This is a genomic window from Paraburkholderia sediminicola, assembly GCF_046026855.1.
In the GTDB taxonomy this organism is placed as follows: domain Bacteria; phylum Pseudomonadota; class Gammaproteobacteria; order Burkholderiales; family Burkholderiaceae; genus Paraburkholderia; species Paraburkholderia sediminicola_A.
This window is the reverse complement of record NZ_JAQQET010000031.1, coordinates 1-21,459: the sequence shown is the minus strand read 5'-3', so window position 1 is coordinate 21,459 and position 21,459 is coordinate 1. Positions and strand designations below refer to the sequence as shown.

The 21,459-nt window shown below is 62.9% G+C and carries 17 protein-coding genes; 6 read left to right on the top strand and 11 right to left on the bottom strand.

Annotation, left to right across the window (positions count from 1 at the left end; genetic code table 11):
* Nucleotides 1–112: 112 nt before the first annotated feature.
* Entirely contained in the window at nt 113–322 is a 210-nt protein-coding gene (locus PQR40_RS28555) for a prephenate dehydrogenase (protein ID WP_408392137.1), read from the bottom strand.
* Nucleotide 323: 1 nt separating this feature from the next.
* Here PQR40_RS28555 and PQR40_RS28550 point away from each other — a divergent pair, with 1 nt between their 5' ends.
* Nucleotides 324–1,733, top strand: a complete 1,410-nt coding sequence (locus PQR40_RS28550; protein ID WP_408234925.1) for a nucleobase:cation symporter-2 family protein — start codon at nt 324–326, stop codon at nt 1,731–1,733.
* Nucleotides 1,734–1,959: 226 nt separating this feature from the next.
* Here the strand turns inward: PQR40_RS28550 and PQR40_RS28545 are convergent, their stop codons facing one another.
* Genes PQR40_RS28545 through PQR40_RS28535 form a run of 3 tightly spaced genes read right to left on the bottom strand, consistent with a single transcriptional unit; the run spans nt 1,960 to nt 7,969 of the window.
* Nucleotides 1,960–3,507 carry an efflux transporter outer membrane subunit gene (locus PQR40_RS28545; protein WP_408234922.1) on the bottom strand — a complete coding sequence of 516 codons (1,548 nt, stop codon included), beginning with the start codon at nt 3,505–3,507 and terminating at the stop codon, nt 1,960–1,962.
* A gap of 1 nt (nt 3,508) precedes the next feature.
* A complete protein-coding gene (locus PQR40_RS28540) occupies nt 3,509–6,718 on the bottom strand; it encodes an efflux RND transporter permease subunit (RefSeq protein WP_408234919.1) in 3,210 nt (1,069 codons plus the stop codon).
* Nucleotides 6,719–6,736: 18 nt separating this feature from the next.
* On the bottom strand, nt 6,737–7,969 hold the full coding sequence (locus PQR40_RS28535) for an efflux RND transporter periplasmic adaptor subunit (protein WP_408234916.1): 1,233 nt from the start codon (nt 7,967–7,969) through the stop codon (nt 6,737–6,739).
* A 429-nt stretch (nt 7,970–8,398) separates the two neighbouring features.
* On the opposite strand from PQR40_RS28535, the gene PQR40_RS28530 reads away from it, so the two are divergent.
* Entirely contained in the window at nt 8,399–9,076 is a 678-nt protein-coding gene (locus PQR40_RS28530; RefSeq protein WP_408234915.1) for a TetR family transcriptional regulator, read from the top strand.
* 4 nt (nt 9,077–9,080) lie between these two features.
* Here the strand turns inward: PQR40_RS28530 and PQR40_RS28525 are convergent, their stop codons facing one another.
* On the bottom strand, nt 9,081–9,713 hold the full coding sequence (locus PQR40_RS28525; RefSeq protein ID WP_408337397.1) for a cysteine hydrolase family protein: 633 nt from the start codon (nt 9,711–9,713) through the stop codon (nt 9,081–9,083).
* 181 nt (nt 9,714–9,894) lie between these two features.
* On the opposite strand from PQR40_RS28525, the gene PQR40_RS28520 reads away from it, so the two are divergent.
* Nucleotides 9,895–10,890 carry a helix-turn-helix domain-containing protein gene (locus PQR40_RS28520; RefSeq protein WP_408510334.1) on the top strand — a complete coding sequence of 332 codons (996 nt, stop codon included), beginning with the start codon at nt 9,895–9,897 and terminating at the stop codon, nt 10,888–10,890.
* Nucleotides 10,891–11,030: 140 nt separating this feature from the next.
* Here PQR40_RS28520 and PQR40_RS28515 read toward each other — a convergent pair whose 3' ends face one another.
* The 6 genes from PQR40_RS28515 to PQR40_RS28490 form a co-directional block, all read right to left on the bottom strand.
* Nucleotides 11,031–11,792, bottom strand: coding sequence for an SRPBCC family protein (locus tag PQR40_RS28515; protein ID WP_408337393.1), 762 nt, complete (start codon nt 11,790–11,792; stop codon nt 11,031–11,033).
* A gap of 33 nt (nt 11,793–11,825) precedes the next feature.
* Nucleotides 11,826–12,224, bottom strand: coding sequence for a DUF427 domain-containing protein (locus PQR40_RS28510; protein WP_408510333.1), 399 nt, complete (start codon nt 12,222–12,224; stop codon nt 11,826–11,828).
* Nucleotides 12,225–12,376: 152 nt separating this feature from the next.
* Entirely contained in the window at nt 12,377–12,871 is a 495-nt protein-coding gene (locus tag PQR40_RS28505) for a carboxypeptidase regulatory-like domain-containing protein (protein ID WP_408234900.1), read from the bottom strand.
* A gap of 320 nt (nt 12,872–13,191) precedes the next feature.
* Nucleotides 13,192–14,709: a DegQ family serine endoprotease gene (locus tag PQR40_RS28500; RefSeq protein WP_408234898.1), complete on the bottom strand. Its 1,518-nt coding sequence runs from the start codon at nt 14,707–14,709 to the stop codon at nt 13,192–13,194.
* Nucleotides 14,710–14,878: 169 nt separating this feature from the next.
* The gene (locus tag PQR40_RS28495; RefSeq protein ID WP_408234895.1) at nt 14,879–16,180 is read right to left on the bottom strand and encodes an ATP-binding protein; all 1,302 of its coding nucleotides are present in this window, start codon (nt 16,178–16,180) and stop codon (nt 14,879–14,881) included.
* Between the two features lie 4 nt (nt 16,181–16,184).
* Entirely contained in the window at nt 16,185–16,847 is a 663-nt protein-coding gene (locus tag PQR40_RS28490; RefSeq protein WP_408234892.1) for a response regulator, read from the bottom strand.
* Between the two features lie 215 nt (nt 16,848–17,062).
* On the opposite strand from PQR40_RS28490, the gene dacB reads away from it, so the two are divergent.
* From dacB to PQR40_RS28475, 3 genes are all read left to right on the top strand, one after another.
* Complete coding sequence (gene dacB / locus PQR40_RS28485; RefSeq protein WP_459252662.1) at nt 17,063–18,724, top strand: D-alanyl-D-alanine carboxypeptidase/D-alanyl-D-alanine endopeptidase; 1,662 nt, start codon at nt 17,063–17,065, stop codon at nt 18,722–18,724.
* A 195-nt stretch (nt 18,725–18,919) separates the two neighbouring features.
* Nucleotides 18,920–19,870 (top strand): sterol desaturase family protein, encoded by a 951-nt coding sequence (locus PQR40_RS28480; RefSeq protein WP_408510332.1) that lies wholly within the window; start codon nt 18,920–18,922, stop codon nt 19,868–19,870.
* Between the two features lie 94 nt (nt 19,871–19,964).
* Entirely contained in the window at nt 19,965–21,212 is a 1,248-nt protein-coding gene (locus PQR40_RS28475; protein WP_408234883.1) for an SGNH/GDSL hydrolase family protein, read from the top strand.
* Nucleotides 21,213–21,459 lie beyond the last annotated feature (247 nt).

Genomic DNA, 21,459 nt, shown 5'->3' with positions numbered 1-21,459 from the left:
TGTACGCAGAAAACCCGGAATCGCGGGTTAACCCCGCCACGCCACGAGTCGCATCAAAACAGCACTATGCGTCGAGCGAGATACACCTCATTGATTCTCACACATATCTCATTCAGGCGGGCGCGAGCGTCACCTGCGCTTCCATCGCTGCTGCATGGGACTTACGGCCGATTTGTGCAGCGCGCGCATTTCTTTTGCCTTTCAAATGGGCCTCATGCATATCGTCACCGGGAATGCCAGAATAGGCCCCAGTGGTCTTGTTCCACTTTTTCGTTCCGCATACCTTGGAGTCATCCCAAAACGAGATGGTGGAGAGAGACAAAATGCAATCGAACACGGTTCACCCGTGCGACGAGCGACTGCCCGCGGGCCAGTTGCTGACGCTCGGCATTCAGCACGTTTTGGTGATGTACGCAGGCGCAGTTGCGGTGCCGCTGATCATCGGTGCGGCGCTGAAGTTGCCGAAAGACCAGATCGCGTTCCTGATTAGCGCCGACCTGTTTTCCTGCGGCATCGCCACGCTGATTCAGACCCTCGGTCTGTGGATCTTCGGCATCCGTCTGCCGGTCATCATGGGCTGCACGTTCGCGGCTGTCGGTCCGATGGTCGCGATCGGCACCAATCCGTCGCTCGGCATTCTCGACATCTTCGGCTCGACGATCGCGGCCGGGGTCGTGGGCATTCTTCTCGCGCCGATGGTCGGCAAGCTGCTGCGCTTTTTCCCGCCAGTGGTGATCGGCGTGGTGATCTCGGTGATCGGCCTCTCGCTGATGGAAGTGGGTATCAACTGGGCGGCCGGCGGTGTCGGCAACCCTGACTACGGCAATCCGGTCTATCTCGGTCTGTCGCTCCTCGTGTTGATGCTGATCCTGTTGATCAACAAATTCGCCAAGGGCTTCCTCGCCAATATCTCGGTGCTGCTCGGCATCGTTGCGGGTTTCATCATCGCGCTGGCACTCGGCCGCGTGAACATGGACGGCGTCACGCACGCACCGTGGGTCGGCATCGTGATGCCGTTCCACTTCGGCCTGCCGCATTTCGATCCGCTCGCGATCGCGACGATGGTCACCGTGATGTTCGTCACCTTCATCGAATCGACCGGCATGTTCCTCGCGGTCGGTGACATGGTGGATCGTCCGGTGGATCAGAAAACGCTGGTGCGCGGCTTGCGCGTCGACGGTCTGGGCACGCTGATCGGTGGCATCTTCAACTCGTTTCCGCATACCTCGTTCTCGCAGAACGTCGGCCTGATCGGCGTGACGGGTGTGAAGAGCCGCTTTGTCTGCGCGATGGGCGGCGTGATCCTGGTGCTGCTGGGCCTGTTCCCGAAGATGGCACAAGTGGTTGCCTCGGTGCCGGCTTTCGTGCTCGGCGGTGCGGGCATCGTGATGTTCGGCATGGTTGCGGCAAACGGTATCAAAGTGCTGGCCAAGGTCGACTTCGTGAAGAACCACCACAACCTGTTCATCGTCGCGGTGAGTATCGGCATGGGTCTGGTGCCGGTGGTGTCGCCGCAATTTTTCTCGAAGCTGCCGCCGGCGCTCTCGCCGCTGTTGCATAGCGGGATCTTGCTGGCGTCGGTGTCGGCGGTCGTGCTGAACCTGATCTTCAACGGTGTGAAGAGCGAGAAGAAGGCGCAATGCGAAATTCGCAAAGCCGGCCATGATTTCGACGGACGCGGCGGGAACGAGCCGCCGCGCGACGAGATGCTGCGTGCGGTGGACCTGCACTGAGCGTCTGACTTGAGGAGAACCAGTGCCGCGCGACTGCGGTGCTTGAGGTGCTTGAGGTGCCTGCTCAGATGCTGGGGGTGCCTGAAGTGAGTGAGGCACCTGAAGTCACGCACTCTCTGCACAAAAAAAACGCCACGGCTTGCCGTGGCGTTTTTTATTCCCAGTCAACCCAGTCAACCAGCGCGGCTGACCTAAAACCGTGACCCGCCGCGCGCCTGCTTCAAGCTTAGCCCGCCGTCGCGGCCGAAGCCGCCACCGGCGCACTTGCCGCGCCGTAGTCGACCGGCGCATCCGCCGGACGCGGCTGCTCGCCAGCCCGTTGGATCCAGCCGCCGCCCAGTGCCTGGTACAAATCGACCAGGTTCTGGAGACGTTGCATGCGCGCGGTAATCAACGACTGCTGCGACGAGTACAGATCGGTCTGCGCAGTCAACACCGACAGATAGCTGTCGACGCCGTTCGTATAACGCAGGTTCGACAGATCCAGTCGACGCTGTTCTGCAAACGTATTGCGCTCCAGCGCCTGGATCTGCTGATCGTACGTGCCGCGTGCTGCGAGTCCGTCCGCCACTTCGCGGAAGGCCGTCTGGATCGCCTTTTCATACGTCGCGATCTGGACTTTCTTCTGGATATTGGCGAGATCGAGGTTGGCAAGGTTCTGCCCGCCTTCGAAGATCGGCAGCGTGATCGACGGCGCAAAGCTCCACGCCGCCGAGCCTGGCTTGAACAGGCCACCGAGCGACGGGCTCAGCGTGCCGAAGCTACCGGTCAGCGAGACCTTCGGGAAGAACGCCGCACGTGCCGCACCGATGTTCGCGTTGGCCGCCAGCAAGTTCTCTTCGGCCTCCATGATGTCCGGGCGACGCGTCAGCAGATCGGACGGCAAACCGGCCGGAATATCCGTGAGGAGATTCTGGTCGTTCAACGTCAGACCCGGCGGCAAATCGGCGGGCAAGGGCTCGCCGAGCAACAGCACCAGCGCATTCTCACCCTGGGCGCGCAGACGTGCCTGCGCCTGCAGGTTCGCGTTGGCCTGCTCGACCACGGTTTGCGATTGCCGCAAATCGAGTTCCGAACCTGTGCCGTTATCGAATTGCAGCTTGGCGATCCGATACGATTCCTGCGAGGTCTTCAGCGTGTTCTGCGTCACCGTCAGCAGATCGTCGAGCTCGAGCACCGTCAGGTACTGATCCGCGACTTGCGAGACCAGCGAGATTTCCGCCGCCTTGCGTGCCTGAGCGGTGGCCAGGTACTGCGCCAACGCCTGATCCTTCAGGCTTTGAATCCGCCCGAAGAAGTCGATTTCCCAGGAAGCGTTCAGACCGACCGAGTACGTGTTCGAGATTGTCTGGTTGTTGATAACCAGTTCTTTCGGCGTACGCGATTTGCTTTGCGAAGCCGCGGCGTCGAGCGTCGGGAACAGCCCCGCACGAACGATGCGGTACTGCGCCGCCGACGCCTGCATGTTCAGCACCGACACGCGCAGATCGCGGTTGTTCTTCAGCGCGATCTCGATCAACCGCTGCATGCGCGGATCGACGAAGAAGTCACGCCAGCCGATATCGGCCGCAGCCTGGCCGCTGGCACTGCGCGCCGAAATCGACGTGCCCGTTTGCCCCGCGCCCGGCTGGGTCGCGCCCGGCTGCGTGTCATACACGCCGCCGGCCGGGAAAGTGCCCGTCACGGGTTCATCCGGGCGGTGGTACTTCGGCGCCATCGTGCAACCGGCGGCGAACAGCGCAACCGCCACTGCAATCAAAGAGTGTTTTTGCATCTCAATGTCCGTCCTTGCCCGAGCCTTCATCAGTCGACCCGCCACCTTGGCCGTCATGCGGATGGTGCTGGTTGTAGTGTGCGAGCGCCTCATCCGGATCTTCCTTCTCGCCGCCGAACTTCGCGCGAATCACGACGAAGAACATCGGGATCATGAAAATCGCGAGGAAGGTCGCCGTCAACATCCCGCCGATCACGCCGGTACCGATTGCGTGCTGGCTGGCCGAACCCGCGCCGTTACTGATCGCGAGCGGCATCACACCGAGAATGAACGCGAGCGAGGTCATCAGAATCGGACGCAATCGCAGACGCGCTGCTTCAAGCGCGGCCTCGACCGGCCCCATTCCTTGACCCACCTGCAGGTCGCGGGCGAATTCCACGATCAGAATCGCGTTCTTCGCCGACAGCCCCACCGTAGTCAACAGCCCCACCTGGAAGAACACGTCGTTCTCGAGTCCGCGCAGCGTAGCGGCCAGCAGTGCACCGACCACGCCGAGCGGCACCACCATGATCACCGAGAACGGAATCGACCAGCTTTCATACAGCGCCGCGAGACAGAGGAACACAACGAGGATCGAGATGCCGTACAGAATCGGCGCCTGTGAACCGGACTGGCGTTCCTGCAACGACAAGCCTGTCCATTCGTAGCCGATACCCGGAGGCAGCTTCGCCACGAGTGCTTCCATGGCCGTCATGGCCTGACCGGTCGACTTGCCCGGTGCCGCCGCGCCCTGGATTTCCACCGCCGAGATACCGTTGTAGCGCTCGAGCTTCGGCGAACCGTAGGTCCACGTGCCGTTTGCGAACGATGAGAACGGCACCATGGTGCCAGCCGAATTGCGCACGTACCAGGCGTTCAGGTCTTCCGGGTTCATCCGGAACGGTGCGTCGCCTTGCAGATACACCTTCTTGATCCGGCCATCGGTATCGAGGAAGTTGTTCACGTACTGCGACGCCCATGCGATCGAGAACGTCTGGTCGATCGCCGACAGCGACACGCCGAGCGCGGAAGCCTTCTCGTGGTCGATATCCACCTTGAACTGCGGCGTATCGTTCAGGCCGTTCGGACGCACCTGAGCCAGCGTCGGATCTTTCGAGGCCATGCCCAGCAGCATGTTACGAGCTTGCATCAGCTTCTCGTGGCCAATACCGGCGCGATCCTGCAGTTCGAAGTCGAAGCCGGCAGCCGTGCCGAGTTCAGGAATCGACGGCGGATTCACCGGATACACCAGCGCATTCTTGTAGCTCGAGAAATGCATGAAGAGACGGCCAACCAGCGCCTGCACCTTCTGATCCGAATGCTGACGCACCGAATAGTCCTTCATCCGCACGAACACGAGACCCGCGTTCTGACCGCGGCCGGCGAAACTGAAGCCGTTCACGGTGAAGGTCGATTCGACGATGCTCTTCTCGCCGTTGAGCAGATAGTCGGAGACGTCCTTCAGCGCGCGCGCCGTGGTTTCCTGCGTCGAGCCGGACGGCGTTTGCACCAGCACGAACATCGTGCCCTGGTCTTCGTCAGGCAGGAACGACTTCGGCAACTTCACGAACAGCAGGCCGACCGCGAAGATCACCACCATGTAGATGATCAGCCAACGGCCCGAGCGCTTGATCACGTGGTGAACGCCCGTGTGATATTTGTCGCGGCTCTTGTTGAACGTACGGTTGAACCAGCCGAAGAAACCGGTGGTTTTTTCCGCGTGGCCCTTTTCGATCGGCTTGAGGATCGTCGCGCACAGCGCCGGCGTCAGAATCAATGCGACCAGCACGGACAGCACCATCGCCGCCACGATCGTCAGTGAGAACTGCCGGTAAATGGCCCCGACCGAGCCGCCCGAGAACGCCACCGGCACGAACACCGCCGACAGCACGAGCGCCACGCCGACCAGCGCGCCGGTAACCTGCTCCATCGCCTTGACGGTGGCGTCGCGAGGTGACAAGCCCTCCTCCTGCATCACCCGCTCGACGTTTTCAACCACCACGATCGCATCGTCCACCAGCAAGCCGATCGCCAGCACGAGCCCGAACATGGACAGCGTATTGATCGAGAAGCCCACCAGCCCCATCACGGCGAACGTGCCCAACAGCACCACCGGCACGGCGATCGTCGGGATCAGCGTAGCGCGCAGGTTCTGCAGGAACAGGTACATGACCAGGAACACCAGCACGATACCTTCGAGCAGCGTCTTGACCACTTCTTCGATCGACAGGCGCACGAACGGCGTGGTGTCGTACGGATATTGCACGACCAGACCGTGCGGGAAGTACTTCGACAATTCGGCAACCTTCGCACGCACTGCCTTGGCCGTAGCCAGCGCGTTCGCGCCGGTAGCGAGCTGAATACCGAAGCCCGCTGTCGGCTGACCGTTGTACTTGGTGTCGAAGTTGTAGTTTTCGCCACCGAGCTCGATGCGCGCCACGTCCTTGATACGGACTTGCGAGCCGTCCGGATTGACCTTCAGCAGCACGTTGCCGAACTGTTCAGGCGTATTCAGCAGCGTGGCTTCCGTAATGGTTGCCTGCAGCACCTGCCCCGGCACCGACGGCGTACCGCCGAGCGAACCGCCCGCGACCTGCACGTTCTGGTTGGTCAGCGCGGTCTGCACATCCACCGGCGTGAGGCCGAAGTTGGTCAGCTTGTTCGCATCCAGCCAGATCCGCATTGCGTACTGCGAGCCGAACAGCGTCACCGTACCCACGCCGTCGATCCGGCTGACCGGATCTTCAATGTTCGACGCGACGTAGTTCGCGAGGTCGTACTTGTTCATGCTGCCGTCTTCGGACACGAACGCCATCACCAGCAAGAAGCTGCTGCTCGACTTCGTGACCTTGGTACCCAACTGCTGCACAGCTTGCGGCAACAGCGGCGTGGCGAGCTGCAGCTTGTTCTGCACCTGCACCTGCGCGATGTCAGGATTGGTGCCGGCTGCGAACGTCAGCGTGATCGTTGCCGTACCCGAGTCGTCCGAAGTGGACGACAGATACAGCAAGTGGTCTAGACCACTCATCTGCTGCTCGATCACCTGCGTGACGGTGTTTTCCACCGTCTTCGCCGATGCACCCGGGTACGTTGCACTGATCTGCACGGCCGGCGGTGCGATGGTCGGGTATTGCGCGATCGGCAATGTAAAGACCGACGCGATACCCGCGAGCATCAGAATAATGGCGATCACCCATGCAAAAATCGGGCGATCAATAAAGAACTTTGCCATGAGGCGGGCTCCCTGTTATTACGCGCCCGATGCAGCAGAAGCGGGTTGCGCCGTCTGCGTAGCACCGCTGGCGGCCGGCGCACCCTGAGCGGATGCGTCGGAAGCGGGTGTGGTGGGAAGTTGCGCGGCAACGGCCTTGACCTCCTGCCCCGGATGCGCCTTGTCGGTGCCCTGGACAATCACGCGGTCGCCGGCCTTCAGGCCGCTTTCCACCACCCAGTTCGAACCGTACGTGCCCAAAGTGACGAGCTGACGCAATTCGACCTTGTTCTTGTCGTCGACGACAAGCGCGGTCGGCTGACCCTTCTGGTCATGCGTAATACCGACTTGCGGCACGACGATCGCATTGTCGTTGACACCTTCTTCGATCCTGGCGCGCACGAACATACCCGGCAGCAACACCTTGTCCGCGTTCTTGAAGATCGCGCGAACCGTAACCGAACCGGTGCTCTGGTCGACCGTCACGTCGGTGAACTGCAGCTTGCCCTTTTCCGAATAGGTACGGCCGTCTTCGAGAATCAGCGAGACCTTGGCGGCGTCCGGGCCACTCGTCTTCAGGCGCCCCTCCTGCACTTCGCGGCGCAACTTCAGACCGTCGAGGCTGGACTGCGTCAGATCCACGTAGACCGGATCGAGTTGCTGGACCGTTGCCAGCAGCGTGGCGGCGCTCGCCTGCACATACGCGCCCGGCGTGACTTGCGACACGCCGACCTGGCCGGTTACCGGCGAGGTTACGTCGGTGTAGCCGAGGTTGATCTGCGCCGTGTCGACCGCTGCCTTGCCGGCGGCCACGTCAGCCGCGGCCTGGCCTTCTGCGGCGACCGCGTTGTCGTAGTCCTGCTTGCTGACCGCGTTGGCGGCAACCAGCACCTTGTAGCGGTTGGCCTGCGCGGTGGTCGACACGAGATTGGCCTGAGCCTTCGCCAGCGTTGCCTTCGCGTTGTTCAACGTCGCGATGTAGGGCGCCGGATCGATCTTGTACAGACGCTGACCTGCCTTGACCTCTCCACCTTCCGTGAATTCGCGGCGCAGCACGATACCGTCGACCCGTGCACGCACTTGCGCGACGAGGAAGGCACTGGTGCGGCCCGGCAATTCGGTGACGACGGGCACCGCCGTCGGCTGGACGGTGACGACGCCAACTTCGGGCGTTTGTTGCGGCGGGGCAGATTGTTTTGGTCCGCACGCTGCCAGCAATACGGCAGCCGTCGCGGCACTGATTAAGCGGAATGGAACCCGTTCGACGCGCATGGAGCGACCTCTGTCAAAGACTGAGAATGAAAAAGTGCGCGCATCCCTACCCCGGGGACGACAGCGCACACATGCGTCTTGCGACGCCTGACCGGAAGCCCGTGGATGCAAACCGCACCTGCAGGGGCATCCTGAGTGAAATGCGCCATACCGGGGAAATGCCGCACGGCGCCGCCCATCCGGGCACGGCGCAAGAGCGTTTTGAAAGGCAACAGTGACGGATATTAACCGGTCGTCACGGCTTGGGCTATCCGATCGTGGGATGCTATTATATATACATCCACGAATGCATGTAAAAGTGCGTTTACATCTTTGCAGGCAGGGGGCCTGCAAAGATCGCTTCGCAAATTGCTTAACAGTAGACAGATTGTCATCGAGCGTCCTGAAAAACGCCCGGGAAAACCCCACAATCAGGCAGGTCACACCGATATGGTCAGAAGAACCAAAGAAGAAGCGCAGGAGACGCGCAATAGTATTCTCGACGCGGCCGAACGGGTTTTCTTCGAGAAGGGTGTATCGCGCACGTCGCTCGCCGACATCGCGCAGGCAGCCGGTGTCACACGTGGCGCGATCTATTGGCACTTCGCGCACAAAAGCGATCTGTTTACCGAAATGTTCGACCGCGTGCTGCTTCCGCTGGACGAACTCAAGGCCGCCTCGCAAGACCCCAATGAACCCGACCCGCTCGGTCGTTTGACGGAAATCTGCACGGTCTGCCTGCGCGACACCGCCAACGACCCGCGTCGCCGGCGGGTGTTCGACATCCTGTTTCTGAAGTGCGAGCTGGTCGAAGAGATGGGACCGGTGATGATCCGCTATCAGACCAATATGCGCGAAGGGCTGAAGAAGATCGAAGGCGGTCTGCGCAACGCGATCTCCAAAGGCCAACTGCCCGCCGATCTCGACACGAAGACAGCAGCGGCGATGGTGCACGCGTTCGTCAGTGGCTCGCTGCGCGACATGCTGTTCCTGCCGGATGCGACCGATTTCGGCAAGCATGGGGAGCAGATGGTCGCCGGGATGTTCGATGCGCTGCTGCTGAGTCCGGCGTTGCGCAAGGGTAATCGGACGGCGCCGGCCGCCCGGTTACCCGGTCAGACTGGCTAGATACTTACGCGGCAACCCGGCGCGCCCGCGCCTTCTGATTCGACGTGTAGATATCGCCGCGCTCGAGCGTCGGCCCACCCTGCACCGCCGCGATCCACTGCTCCGTACTTGCCACCGCCGCGAAGTTCGACTGTAAGACCACACTGAAGACCCGGTGAATCTCCTGCGCACTCGCAAAGCCCGCGCTGTTCTCATAGGGCAGCGAACCGGTTGCGTCGTGCAGAAATTCGACGGCAAACCCTGCATGCCATGCGTGGTTGATCGTCGACGCGTCGCAATTGTGCGTCATGTAACCGACGACCGTCAGCGTGTCGACCTGCTGCGCGGCCAGCCAGTCGGCGAGATCAGTGCCGGAAAAGGCGCTCGCCAGCGACTTCTCAATATAGTGATCGCGTGCCCGCTCGCCCACCACCGGATGCAGTTCGGCGCCTTCGCTGCCGCGCGCGAACACCGGCGAGCCGGCCGACGAGAAATGTTGCACCACCACCACCGGCACGCCGGCAGCGCGCGCCGCGTCCATCGCGCGGCCGACGTTCGCCAGCGAGGTTTGCACATCCGGGTATTCGATCGGCAGATCGCCGGTGACGTATTCGTTCTGCACATCGATGACGATCAGCGCGCGGCGGGGTGCGGTCATGGCAAGACTCCTGTCAGATAAGGCTCGCGCTGCGTGGCCCGGGGCGGGCGCTGCACAGGCAGCGGCGATGACTGCATTGTTCGTCACCCGCCGCTTCCCCGATAGTGACCCGAATGACAAGATTCGCTAGAATCGGGCCATCGTTGGATCATCGTTGAATTTCATAGGGCGGCTGCGACTGATGGCTACACCCACCTCCCCCAGTGCGGCGCGCGACGATGCACCCCGTCACGTCGTCGCGGTAGTCGCTTTCGATCGCATCAGCCCGTTCCATCTTTCGGTGCCGTGCGTGGTATTCGGCGAAGAGCGCAACGGTAATGGCCTGCCTGATTTCGACTTTCGCGTCTGTGCGGCTGAAACTGGCGTGCTGACCACCACGGCCGGTTTCTCGATCGCCGTCACGCATGGGCTCGAAGCGCTCGCCGACGCGGATACGATCATTGTGCCGAGCTGGCGTGATCCGAACGAAACACCACCCGCCGCACTGCTCGAGGCATTGCGCGCCGCCCACGCACGCGGCGCGCAACTGGTCGGGCTGTGTCTGGGCGCGTTCGTGCTGGCGGCCGCCGGCATCCTCGACGACCGGCCGGCCTCCACCCATTGGGCGTGGGCGGACGACTTCGCACGCCGCTATCCGTGCGTGCGGCTCGATCCCGACGTGCTCTATGTCGACGACGGCAACGTGGTGACTTCAGCCGGCACCGCCGCCGGCCTCGACTGCTGTCTGCACGTACTGCGCAAAATGTGCGGCGCGCAGGCCGCGAACTATGTCGCGCGCCGGCTGGTCGTGCCACCGCATCGGCAAGGCGGCCAGGCGCAATTCATTCAGCAGCCGGTGGCGCCGAACGTGCGCGGCGACCGCCTGTCCTGCCTGCTCGATTGGGTCAGGGGAAATCTGGATGCGCCGCATACGCTCGACACCCTTGCCGAACGCGCCTTGATGAGCCGCCGCACTTTTACCCGGCGTTTCCGGCTGGCCACTGGCGCAACCGTCGGCGCATGGCTGCTGGCACAGCGGCTCGCCCGCGCGCAGCAGTTGCTGGAAAGCACGGATGAGTCCGTGGAAGCGATCGCGGGGATTGCGGGCTTCGGCTCGACCGCCTCGCTACGGCAACATTTCGCGGAGGCGTTCCGCACATCGCCGTCTGCATGGAGACGGGAGTTTCGCGGCGTGTGAGCGCGGTCGGTGGGTAGGACCGGCAAAAGCGGCTAAAGCGTTCAGGGGCCGCAAACGCCGTATGGCCGACGGCGTTTCGTAGCCACCCACCAGGATTTCGTAGTCGCGCCGGCGCGACAGCGGTGGGCCAAGCCAGGCCGTCACTGTTCGCTAATCCAGCGCGCCACATACAACAGCAACGCCACCAGAAAAATCATCACTGCCCACGCCCAATTCGGGACCGCATGCGGACCCGAGTCGCGATGCGAGACCTCATGCGACACACCGTGGGATGCCCCATGCGCCGCGCTCGCCGCCCGCCCGGTCAGCGCATTGGCATGTTCGGTACGGTTGCGTCGAGCGATGCCACTTAGCGTGATCGGGCGCAGAAACACGTGCTGCCGACGCGCCCCTGATCCACGTGCGCGGTTCGGCCCTTGCCCATGTTTGGCGCGAACGACCGCACCGAACTCGTCGAAAAAATCGTCGGCCAGTTGATGCAGCGCGTTTTCTAGCTGGCGCGTGGGCAGTTCGGCGAGCGGCCCGGACGAGGTCGCCCAGATCGTGTAATCGATCCGCGTGCCCCGCTCCCTGCCGATGCCATGCGCGCCATCGTCCGCGCGCAACCTTACTTCGATCTGTCCGCGTAACGCGCCGATACCCTCGGCTCGCGCCTTGAAGTTGATGGTGCGGCGCTGCGCGTCCGCCGGTCCGGAGTCCTGACCGGCTACGTGGGCCCGCGCTTCGTAACGCGCGCGCAACGGCCCGAGCGGCACGGTCATGGTAAGCGCATATTCGCCGTGGCCAAGCCGCGTGAACGATTCGCAGTTGTCGAGGCTGGCACGCAACAAGGCGAGGTCCTGCAACGCGTCCCAAACGTCGGACGGCGTAAGCGGAATCCGTAACGCGTCGTTCACTTCCATGGCAGCCTCCCCCGATGAACGCGCGACAGCCGGTCAGGACGTCTGATCGATACGGTCGACGCGCGATGCGTAAAACGCGAGATATCCTTTTATTCTTATCGCCGCATCGAGCGGCGTCTCGTAGCTCCACACGGCGTTTTCGATCAGGCCGCCTTCGGTGCGCAGATGGTAATACGAAGCATCGCCCTTGAACGGGCAGTGCGAAGTGTGTGTTGAGCGTTCAAGGCGCGCCATGTTCACATCGCCACGCGGGAAATAAAACACGTCCGGCAGGCCGGTTTCGGTGAGCGTCAAGCCGGCCTGGGTGTCGGCCATTGTCACGCCGCCGTGAATCACCCGCACCCGGTGGTTATTGCCGCTAATGACGATGGTGTGCCCGCCCGTGCTCGCGCCGGCGCCGGGGCTTCCGTGGGGTGTCAAGGCATCGCTCATGTCTCGGCTCCGTATTGGTGTGCGGTCGTGCAAACAAAAAAGCCACGGGGGGCGCCCGTGGCTTCATTATCGGCCAAACTTCAGCCAATTGCGCGACCTTCCTGAATGCCGCCCAGGCGTCTCGCCCGGCGCCGTTCAGGGAGGTGAGCCGCTTATTGCGTATTCCAGTAGAACGCCGCCTTGGCGGTGCCCTTGGCCGGAATCGTCACCGACTTGGTCTGGTCGTTATCCTTGTATCGCGCATGCACGGTGTAGCGGCCCGGGCGCAGCCTGGCCAGCATGTACGGTCCGCGTGACGTGGCGCTCAGCACCTCGCCGTTGTGCGCGTCGACCACTCGCACGTGGACGTCGGCGAGAAAATCAGAGCCGGGACCGGTGAAGCGCAGCGACAACGGCCACTGGCTTTGTGCGTGCTGCAGTGCTTTCGATTCGTCGAGACCGACGCCGCCCGACACGAACGAGACGTCGCCCTGATGCTGGATTTGCGGCAGGCCGCCACCGTTGGCGTTGCCCGCGCTGCTTTCGTCGGTGGTCGTGCCACCCGTTACGTCACTCGCCTGCGCATAAGCGCCACCCGCCAGACCGAGCGTGAGCGCTGCACATACGGCGGCGGCTACGATCCTTCGCTGATTGCGTTGGGTTTTCATCGGTTCGCTCCTTCTTAAGGTCCTTGTCGTCCGGCGTCCCTCAGTGGGTCCGGATCAAGGCAGACGCAACCTGCGTGCCAAGCGTCAGTTCACGTCGTCTGGAAACCGCTGCTGCGCCACGCCATGCGGCGCAGAGCGCCCTTCTTCACGAGTTTGATGCGGGTGACGAATACCGGTCCTTCGGCAGTAAGTGCAAGGACCGGCAAGCGTTACATCAATTTCCGGGCGGATCGGCCAGCGTATCAGTCAAAGTGCCGGCCAAACGATCATCTACGTCATCAACCAGCCGACCCGCTAACCGATCCGCCTAACGCCTAACTTCAGCCGAGATCGACCGGCACGAAGATCTGCGCGTTGTCGCGCTGGATCAGCAACGCGATGCTGTTACCCGCTCCGGCAATCATCTGCTTCAACTGATCGACGCTCGTGACCGGCCGGCCGTTGACCGCCAGAATCACGTCGCCCGGCTGGATGCCGGCGTTTTCAGCCGCACCGCCCGATTGCTGCACCAGCAGACCGTGCGACACCGACGCGCCGCTCTTTTCTTCCGGCGTCAGCGGCCGCACCGCCACACCGAGACGGCCTTGCAACTGGGTCGGCTGATCGGCCTTGTCCGAAGCCACCTTCGCGTCCGACAACGAGCCGATCGTTACCTTCAGGTCCTTGGTGGCCTTATCGCGCCACACCTGCACGGTGGCCGAACTGCCCGGCGCCAGACCCGCGACTTGCGACGGCAGATCCGATGAATCGCTGACTGGCTCGCCATTCACCGACAGAATCACGTCGCCCGGTTGCAGACCGCCCTTGGCGGCCGGGCCACCCGGATCGACCGAGCTGACGAGCGCGCCTTGCGGCTTCTGCATACCGAACGAATCGGCCAGCGTCTGGTTCATGCCCTGCACCGCGACGCCAAGACGTCCGCGGCTCACGTGGCCGGTCTTGACGATGTCGTCCTTGACCTTGATCGCTTCATTGATCGGGATAGCGAACGAAAGACCCTGGAAGCCGCCGGTCTGCGAATAGATCATCGAGTTGATGCCGATCACTTCGCCCTGCAGATTGAACAGCGGGCCGCCCGAGTTGCCCGGGTTCACTGGTACGTCGGTCTGGATGAACGGCGTGTAGTTTTCGTTCGGCAGCGAACGCGATTTCGCGCTGATGATGCCCGAGGTCACCGTGTTGTCGAAGCCGTAAGGCGAGCCGATCGCGACCACCCACTGGCCGACCTTGCTCTGACGCGGATCGCCGATCTTCACGATCGGCAGATTGCTCGCGTCGATCTTCAGCACGGCGACGTCGGATTGCTTGTCGGCGCCGATCACTTTCGCCTTGAATTCACGTTTGTCGGTGAGCTTCACGGTGACGACGTTCGCGCCATCCACCACATGGGCATTGGTCAGGATATAGCCGTCACTGCTGACGATAAATCCCGAACCCAGACTCGCGCTCGGTTGATCGGGGGCATCGCCGCCGTCGCCGCCTTGCATGCCCGGCATGCCGCCGAAGAAATGCTTGTAGAACTGATAGAAGGGATCGCTCGGATCGATCGGCAACTGGTTGCCACCGTTGCCGCCATTACCGCCGTTGCTACGCAATGCCGTCTGCTTGACCACATGCTTCGCGCTAATGTTGACGACAGCCGGGCCATAGGTCTCGACCAGACCCGAGAAATCGGGGATGCCGGTTTTCGCCGCGGCTTCGGCAGGCATCATCGCGGCCTGCGCCGGCGTGATTACCTGCGGCGCGGGCACGTCGCGATGCCCCGCCACATAGCCGGCGGAGAGCGCCACGGCGACAGCCACTGCAACAGCGCTGCGGGACAAGGTTTTCGCGTTCATCGTGTACTCCTGACTGGGAGAAAGAGGCTTTGGAATGAGATGAAGCGTACGTGGCATCGCTTAAAAGAGTCTTAAGCAGCGTCAGATCGCTCCAAGCCGGCTTTTGAGGCTTGTTTCAGCCTCGCCAAGCCACGTTCGAGCCACTTTACGAACAGAAAGCCTCACATTCTCAGAAGCGCACTTCGACCTGCAAACCACCCGTCGGAGATTCGTCGAGTCTCACCGCCGCATGGTGTTGCGTAGCGATGCGGCGCACGATCGCGAGCCCGAGACCGCTGCCCGCCACGTCAGTACGAGCGCGGTTCGCGCTGGCGCCGGCCCGGTAGAAGCGATCGAACACACGGTCGCGTTCGGCCGGTTCGATGCCCGGTCCGCTGTCGGCAATCCGCACCACCGGATGCCCTTCGTCGACATGCAGACTAACGTCGACGCGGCCGCCTCGCGGCGTGTATTTGGTTGCGTTATCAACGAGGTTGTTGAACATGACGCGCAGCGCGTCGGCATCGCCAGTCACCGTAGCGGGTTCGCTCGTCTCGATACCGAGATCGACGCCGCGATTCTGCGCGAGCGGCGCGTATGCCACGACACAGTCCTGCAGCAACGCATGCAGATCGATCGCGTTGGTGGCAGCGAGACCGTCCGGCTCCGAACGCGCAAGCGCCAGCAATTGTTCGGCGAGACGTGTGGCGCGCGTGACGCCCGCTTGCAGATCGGCAAGCGCTTCGCTGCGCGCGGCATCGTCTTTCGCGCGGGCCACGAGTTGCGATTGAATCTGCACGGCGGCGAGCGGCGTGCGCAATTCGTGCGCTGCATCGGCGACAAATGCTTTCTGAATGTCCAGCGCAGTGGCGAGCCGTTCAAGCAGGCCGTTCAACGCACGCACAAGCGGCTGGACTTCGAGCGGCAGACGCTGATCGGGCAGCGGGTCGAGCGCCTCGGGATGACGCGCGTCGAGCGCGCTGGTCACGCGCCGCAACGGCCGCAGTCCGCGCCCGACAACCACCCATACCGCCACGCCCAGTAGCGGCAGCAACACGATCAGCGGCCACAGGGTTCGCAAGGCAACGTTCGCCGCGAGCCGGTTGCGCACCGAAACCGGCTGCGCCAGCTGCACGACGTTATCGCCGACGATCGCGCCGTACACACGCCAATCGCCACGATCCGTATGCTCGGTCGAAAAGCCAAGTTCGGCGCGCGGCGCGAGCGGCGCACGCGGACGCGAGTAGTACATCAACACGCCGTTGCGATTCCAGATCTGCAGCACGATGCCTTCGTCACCGGTGTCGCGCGAACCGAGCACTTGCGAGAACGGCTCCGCCGGCAGTGCCGCGGCGATCTGCTCCAACTGATAATCGAACAGTTCGTTGGCTTCGGCAAGCGCTTGCCGGTAGATCAGCCAACCCGCAATGCCCACGCCGAGCAACACCAGCGCCAGCAGCCAGAACAACAATTGACGGCGAATCGAACGCATCGGCTCAGGCGTCCTTGGCGATCATGTAGCCAAGACCGCGCACGTTGCGGATCAGGTCCGCGCCGAGCTTCTTGCGCAGCGCGTGAATGTAGACCTCGACGGTATTGCTGCCGATCTCCTCGCCCCAGCCGTACATTTTTTCTTCGAGCTGGCTCTTCGACAGCACCGCGCCGGGCCGTGCGATCAACGCTTCGAGCAGGGCAAATTCACGCGCCGACAACGCGACCGGTGCACCGTCGAGCGTGACCTGGTGCGAGGCCGGATCGAGCGTCAGGTTGCCGTGGCGAATCGTCGAATCGCTGCGGCCGGATTGGCGGCGAATCAGCGCGCGCATGCGGGCGCCGAGTTCGTCGAGATCGAAAGGTTTGACGAGGTAATCGTCAGCGCCGGCGTCGAGACCTTTGACGCGATCGGCGACCGCATCGCGCGCGGTGAGGATCAGCACCGGCGTGGCCTGGCCTTTGGCGCGCAGCGTGCGCAGCACCTCGAGCCCGTCGCGTTTGGGCAGGCCGAGATCGAGCAACACCAGATCGTAAGGTTGGCTGGTCGCCGCGCTGAGCGCCGCTTCGCCGTCTTCCACCCAGTCGACCGCGAAGCCCTCGCCGCGTAGTGCCTTGCGCACGCCTTCGGCGATCATCCGGTCGTCTTCGACTAGCAATATGCGCATGGTTGGTACGGTCCTGAAACATTTGATGATGCCGCATTCTAGCGCCCGGCCCGGCATGCGCGCCGCGCGACGCTTTTTCACCGCAGCCTGGCGGCATGTCTCTACAATGAGCGCTTTGCGTCGCGCAGCGTTTTTCCGCGCGTCACGCGATGCTCCGACACACTTTGGATTGCCGCACGCCACCGCGCCCCGAAATCCTGCTTCTTCGCCTGTCCATGACGCACGCTTTTTTGCCCGCTTTTTTGTTATCTCGCGCACGCCGTGTGGCGTTGCGTCCACTCCCCTCTGCTTCCGCCGACTCCATGCCGCGCCGGTTCGCACCGCGCGCGGCGGCGTTGCTGCTGGCCTGCGCCGCGCTCGGCTGCGGCGTATCGCTACCGCTCACCGCGCAGGCTCGCGTCAAGGCCAAACATCCGAGCGTCAACGTCACCACCGTGTTGCCGCAACCGGTGATGGTCGGCCTCCAGCGCGCGCACATACCCTTGTCGTCGATCAGCGTGGTAGTCGAAAAAGTCGGCGATCGCACGCCAATCGTCGCACTGAACGCCGGCAAACCGATGATGCCCGCCTCGACGATGAAGCTCGTCACCACATACTCCGGCCTCTCGATCCTCGGCCCGGACTATCGCTGGCGTACGAGCGCCTACGCGGACGGCACGCTCGACGCTAACGGCGTGCTGCACGGCAACCTCTACATTCAAGGTACAGGCGATCCGAAACTCGTGCCCGAGGAACTGATCGACCTCGTGCAGAAGATCCACAAGGCGGGCATCAACGGCGTCGACGGCGCACTGGTGCTCGACAAGCGCTATTTCGACGCCTCCACGCGCGATCTGCCGCCGTTCGACGACGACGCCACCGCGCCTTACAACGTCGGCCCCGATCCGCTGCTGTACGCCTTCAAATCGCTGTCATTCACGCTGACGCCTTCACCGGACGGCAGCGTCGCAATCGACGTGCTGCCCGCGCTCTCGCAGTTGCAGATCGACAATCAGATGCGCGCGGTCAATGGCCCCTGCCGTGGCGATGCAGCCTCCGTCTCGCCTACCGTGACGCCGCAGCCCAATGGCACCGTGGTAGCGTCGTTCACTGGCGACTACTCCGTGCGCTGCGGCCCGCGCACGATCAACGTGGCGGTGCTCGATCACTCCGCGTTCTTCGCGGGCGGTTTCCTCGCGCTGTGGCAGCAAACCGGAGGCACCTTCAGCGGTACAACCCGCGAAGGCGCGGTGCCGGTCGGCGCGCGCCTCGTCGCCACGCACCAGGGGCCGGTGCTGTCCGACATCGTTCGCGACATCAACAAGTTCAGCAACAACACGATGGCGCGCAACCTGTTCCTGACAATCGGCGCGACGGAAGAAAGGCCGCCCGCCACGCCCGAGAAATCGGCGCGCGCCATCGAGGCGTTTTTGCGCCGCGACAGCATCGACATGGAATACCTGACGCTCGACAACGGCTCGGGCCTGTCGCGCGACGAGCACATCACCGCGCTCTCGCTCGCCGATCTCCTGCAGCGGGCCAACGCGAGCCCGGTCGCTCAGGTGTTCGTGGAGTCGCTGCCGATCGCGGGTGTCGACGGCACGATGCGCAACCGCTTGACCAACCAGGGCGCGGGCGGCAATGCGCACATCAAAACCGGCACCTTGCGCGACGTGCGCGCGATCGCCGGTTACGTGGCCTCGGCGGACGGCAACAGTTATGTGGTCGTGAGCCTAATTAACGACCCGCATTCGGAAGCCGCGCGTGCCGCGCACGACGCCTTGCTCGAATGGGTATACCAGGGGCCGTCCCAAGGATTCACGAAGGTCTCCGACCCCGTCGTCGAACCGCGCAGCAGCAAGCCCAGGAAAAACCCGCACAAGCGCGCCGCCCATTGAGTATTCCTTCTATAGAAGCCGCGCGCCGCAACGCGCCCAAGCGTGTACGCTGTCGGGCAGTGTTTGAAGCGCGCGTAAAACGCAATGCGTAGCGCGCGAGCCGCGCATCCGTTACGGTCGCGCGGCCTAATCAAACGATAACGACAACGTCCGCTGCAGCAAGTGCAGCGGCCAGGGACCACGGAGGAAGACACAATGCAATTCGATGCCGAATTGCTGCTGCTCGCCATGGCGCCAGTCTTTCTCGCATGCATTGGCTGGGAAGCGTGGCACCTGCGGCGCACGCGCCCCGGCGCGCAGCTCTATAGCTGGCGCGACACGTTCTGCAACGCCGCGCTCGCACTGATGCAGCAAGCCGCCGACAAGCTCGCGTGGCTCGCGATCATCCCCGTCTATGCGTTTTTCTACGACCACTATCGCGTCTATACCTGGCAGGCGAGCTGGGTGTCGTTCGTCGTGCTGTTCGTTGCTCAGGATCTGCTCTATTACTGGTTTCACCGCTGCAGCCACCGCGTGCGCTGGCTGTGGGCCGCGCATGTCGTACATCACTCGTCTGAGCGGATGAATTTTTCCACCGCATTCCGGCAGAGCCTGATGTATCCGGTTGCCGGCATGTGGCTGTTCTGGATTCCGCTCGCCGTGCTCGGCTTTCCGCCGAAGCAGATCGTCGCCATCGTGCTGATCAACCTCGGCTTCCAGTTTTTCGTGCATACCCAGGCGATCGGCAAGCTCGGCTGGCTCGAATACGTGCTCAACACGCCGTCGATTCACCGCGTGCATCATGCACGCAACGACCGCTACATCGATCGCAATTACGCGGGCGTGCTAGTGATCTGGGATCGCCTGTTCGGCAGCTATGTCGAGGAAGATCCGCACGACGCGCCGGTGTACGGCATTGTCGAGCCACTTCACACGTATAACCCGTTGAAGGCGACGTTTCATGAATGGGCGTCGATGGCCGCCGATTTCGTGAGCGTGCGAGGCTGGCGCAACAAGTTGCGCGCGCTGTTCGCGCCGCCCGCCTGGGCAACGGATTATCATGCGCGCCGCGCTGCCAGTGCGGGCGCGAGTGCCGCGTCATCCGGCGGCGCTACGGGCATTGAAGAAAACCATACGGCCGCGTTTCAAACACCGCGCAGACCGTAGAAGATTCTGTAAGCTGTCGTCACGCCGCTGAAGCGGTGGGCGCTGCCTGCAATACATGGCATAAGGGCCACACATACGAGGAGATGTAGTCAAAATGAATCAAACAACGTCGAAGAAGCGCAGTTTCGTACGCCTCACCCAGATCGCCGTCGCCAGTGCCGCATTTGTGCTGCTCGCGGCTTGCGGCGGTGGTGGCGGCGATAACAACAGTTCAAGTAGCACGCCGGCTGGCGGCGTGAAACTGCAGGTCGTGTCGTTCGGCGACAGTTTGTCGGATGTCGGCACGTACGCGCCGGTGATTCAGTCGAGCTTCGGCGGCGGCCGCTTCACGACCAACCCGGGCGAAGTGTGGACCCAGAAGGTCGCGGAGTACTACGGCGGCACGTTGACCGCCGCGTATGTGGGCGGCTTCGGTCAACCGCTGGTCGCGACGGGCGGGTTCGGCTACGCGCAAGGCGGCTCGGACGTCGTCAACGCCCAGGGCGAAGGTTGGGCACCGAACAGCATGGCGGCGACGACCGTGCCGGTGGTGACCCAGGTAGCGAACTACCTGGGCGCGCATACGAGCTTCAACGCGAACCAGCTCGTACTGGTGAACGGCGGCGCGAACGACATCTTCCAGTTCTCGAGCGCCGCCAATCTGACGGCGCTCGCCACCGCGCTACAGACGCAATACCCGCTGCTCGTGCAGGCCGGCAAACTGCCGAACTCGCAGGCAGGCCAGGTACAGTTTATCGCCGGCTACCTGCAGCAGTTGGCCAACCCCCAGATCGCGACGGCCGCCACGCAGCTCGCCGCACAAGTCCAGACCATCGTCAACTCGGGTGCGACCCACGTGGTGCTGTCGACGGTGCCGGACATCGGCAATACGCCGCAAGGCGTTCAAGCTAACGCAGCCGCGCCTGGCACGGCTGCACTACTGTCGGGAATTACCGCGGCGTATAACGGCCTCCTGGTCCAGAACCTGACGGCCCTCGGCCTGCTGGGCACGGGCAAGGTCATCGTGGCCGATGCGTTCACGTGGATTGATCAGCAGTTGCCGAACTACCAGGCGTTGGGCTTCACGGTGTCCAACACCGGCACGGCGTGTAACCTGACGTCGATGGTGGCCAACGCAACCGCGTACGCGACCGCCAATCCGAGCGCAACGAACGGGCTGACCCCGGCCCAGTACGGCTCCCAGTTCGGCTCGTCACTGTTCTGCTCACCGCAGACCTACACAGTGGCTGGCGCTGACCAGACCTACATGTTCGCTGACTTGGTCCATCCGAGCACGCACTTGCACGCCTTGTTCGCGCAGTACGTCCAGCAGCAGATCGCTGCGACGGGTTTGGGGAAATAAGGCTGGCCGCGTAAGGGTGGCCGCGTAGCGGCAAGAGGATGGGGTTGTGTGAACGCTCGGCTTGCTGGTCAGGTCGGGCGTTTTTTTGTTGCCTGCGCGGCGCGTTTGTCTGTGCGCTTGCGGCGTTGGCCTTTCTTTGATCTTGCTCTTTGGTCTCTTCTTGATCTGGTTTTTTGGCCTTTCCTTGAATTGGTGTTGGTCTATTAGCGTTGCCCCTGTGCGGGGCGGCACCTACTTTTCTTTGCAT

Excerpts from the sequence above, each read along its gene's own strand:
- PQR40_RS28480 (WP_408510332.1), top strand. The coding sequence starts at position 18,920 with ATGCAATTCGATGCCGAATTGCTGCTGCTCGCCATGGCGCCAGTCTTT.
- PQR40_RS28490 (WP_408234892.1), bottom strand. The coding sequence starts at position 16,847 with ATGCGCATATTGCTAGTCGAAGACGACCGGATGATCGCCGAAGGCGTG.
- PQR40_RS28540 (WP_408234919.1), bottom strand. The coding sequence starts at position 6,718 with ATGGCAAAGTTCTTTATTGATCGCCCGATTTTTGCATGGGTGATCGCC.
- PQR40_RS28550 (WP_408234925.1), top strand. The coding sequence starts at position 324 with ATGCAATCGAACACGGTTCACCCGTGCGACGAGCGACTGCCCGCGGGC.
- PQR40_RS28535 (WP_408234916.1), bottom strand. The coding sequence starts at position 7,969 with ATGCGCGTCGAACGGGTTCCATTCCGCTTAATCAGTGCCGCGACGGCT.
- PQR40_RS28545 (WP_408234922.1), bottom strand. The coding sequence starts at position 3,507 with ATGCAAAAACACTCTTTGATTGCAGTGGCGGTTGCGCTGTTCGCCGCC.
- PQR40_RS28475 (WP_408234883.1), top strand. The coding sequence starts at position 19,965 with ATGAATCAAACAACGTCGAAGAAGCGCAGTTTCGTACGCCTCACCCAG.
- PQR40_RS28495 (WP_408234895.1), bottom strand. The coding sequence starts at position 16,180 with ATGCGTTCGATTCGCCGTCAATTGTTGTTCTGGCTGCTGGCGCTGGTG.
- PQR40_RS28515 (WP_408337393.1), bottom strand. The coding sequence starts at position 11,792 with ATGGAAGTGAACGACGCGTTACGGATTCCGCTTACGCCGTCCGACGTT.
- PQR40_RS28530 (WP_408234915.1), top strand. The coding sequence starts at position 8,399 with ATGGTCAGAAGAACCAAAGAAGAAGCGCAGGAGACGCGCAATAGTATT.
- PQR40_RS28520 (WP_408510334.1), top strand. The coding sequence starts at position 9,895 with ATGGCTACACCCACCTCCCCCAGTGCGGCGCGCGACGATGCACCCCGT.
- PQR40_RS28510 (WP_408510333.1), bottom strand. The coding sequence starts at position 12,224 with ATGAGCGATGCCTTGACACCCCACGGAAGCCCCGGCGCCGGCGCGAGC.
- dacB (WP_459252662.1), top strand. The coding sequence starts at position 17,063 with ATGACGCACGCTTTTTTGCCCGCTTTTTTGTTATCTCGCGCACGCCGT.
- PQR40_RS28525 (WP_408337397.1), bottom strand. The coding sequence starts at position 9,713 with ATGACCGCACCCCGCCGCGCGCTGATCGTCATCGATGTGCAGAACGAA.
- PQR40_RS28500 (WP_408234898.1), bottom strand. The coding sequence starts at position 14,709 with ATGAACGCGAAAACCTTGTCCCGCAGCGCTGTTGCAGTGGCTGTCGCC.
- PQR40_RS28505 (WP_408234900.1), bottom strand. The coding sequence starts at position 12,871 with ATGAAAACCCAACGCAATCAGCGAAGGATCGTAGCCGCCGCCGTATGT.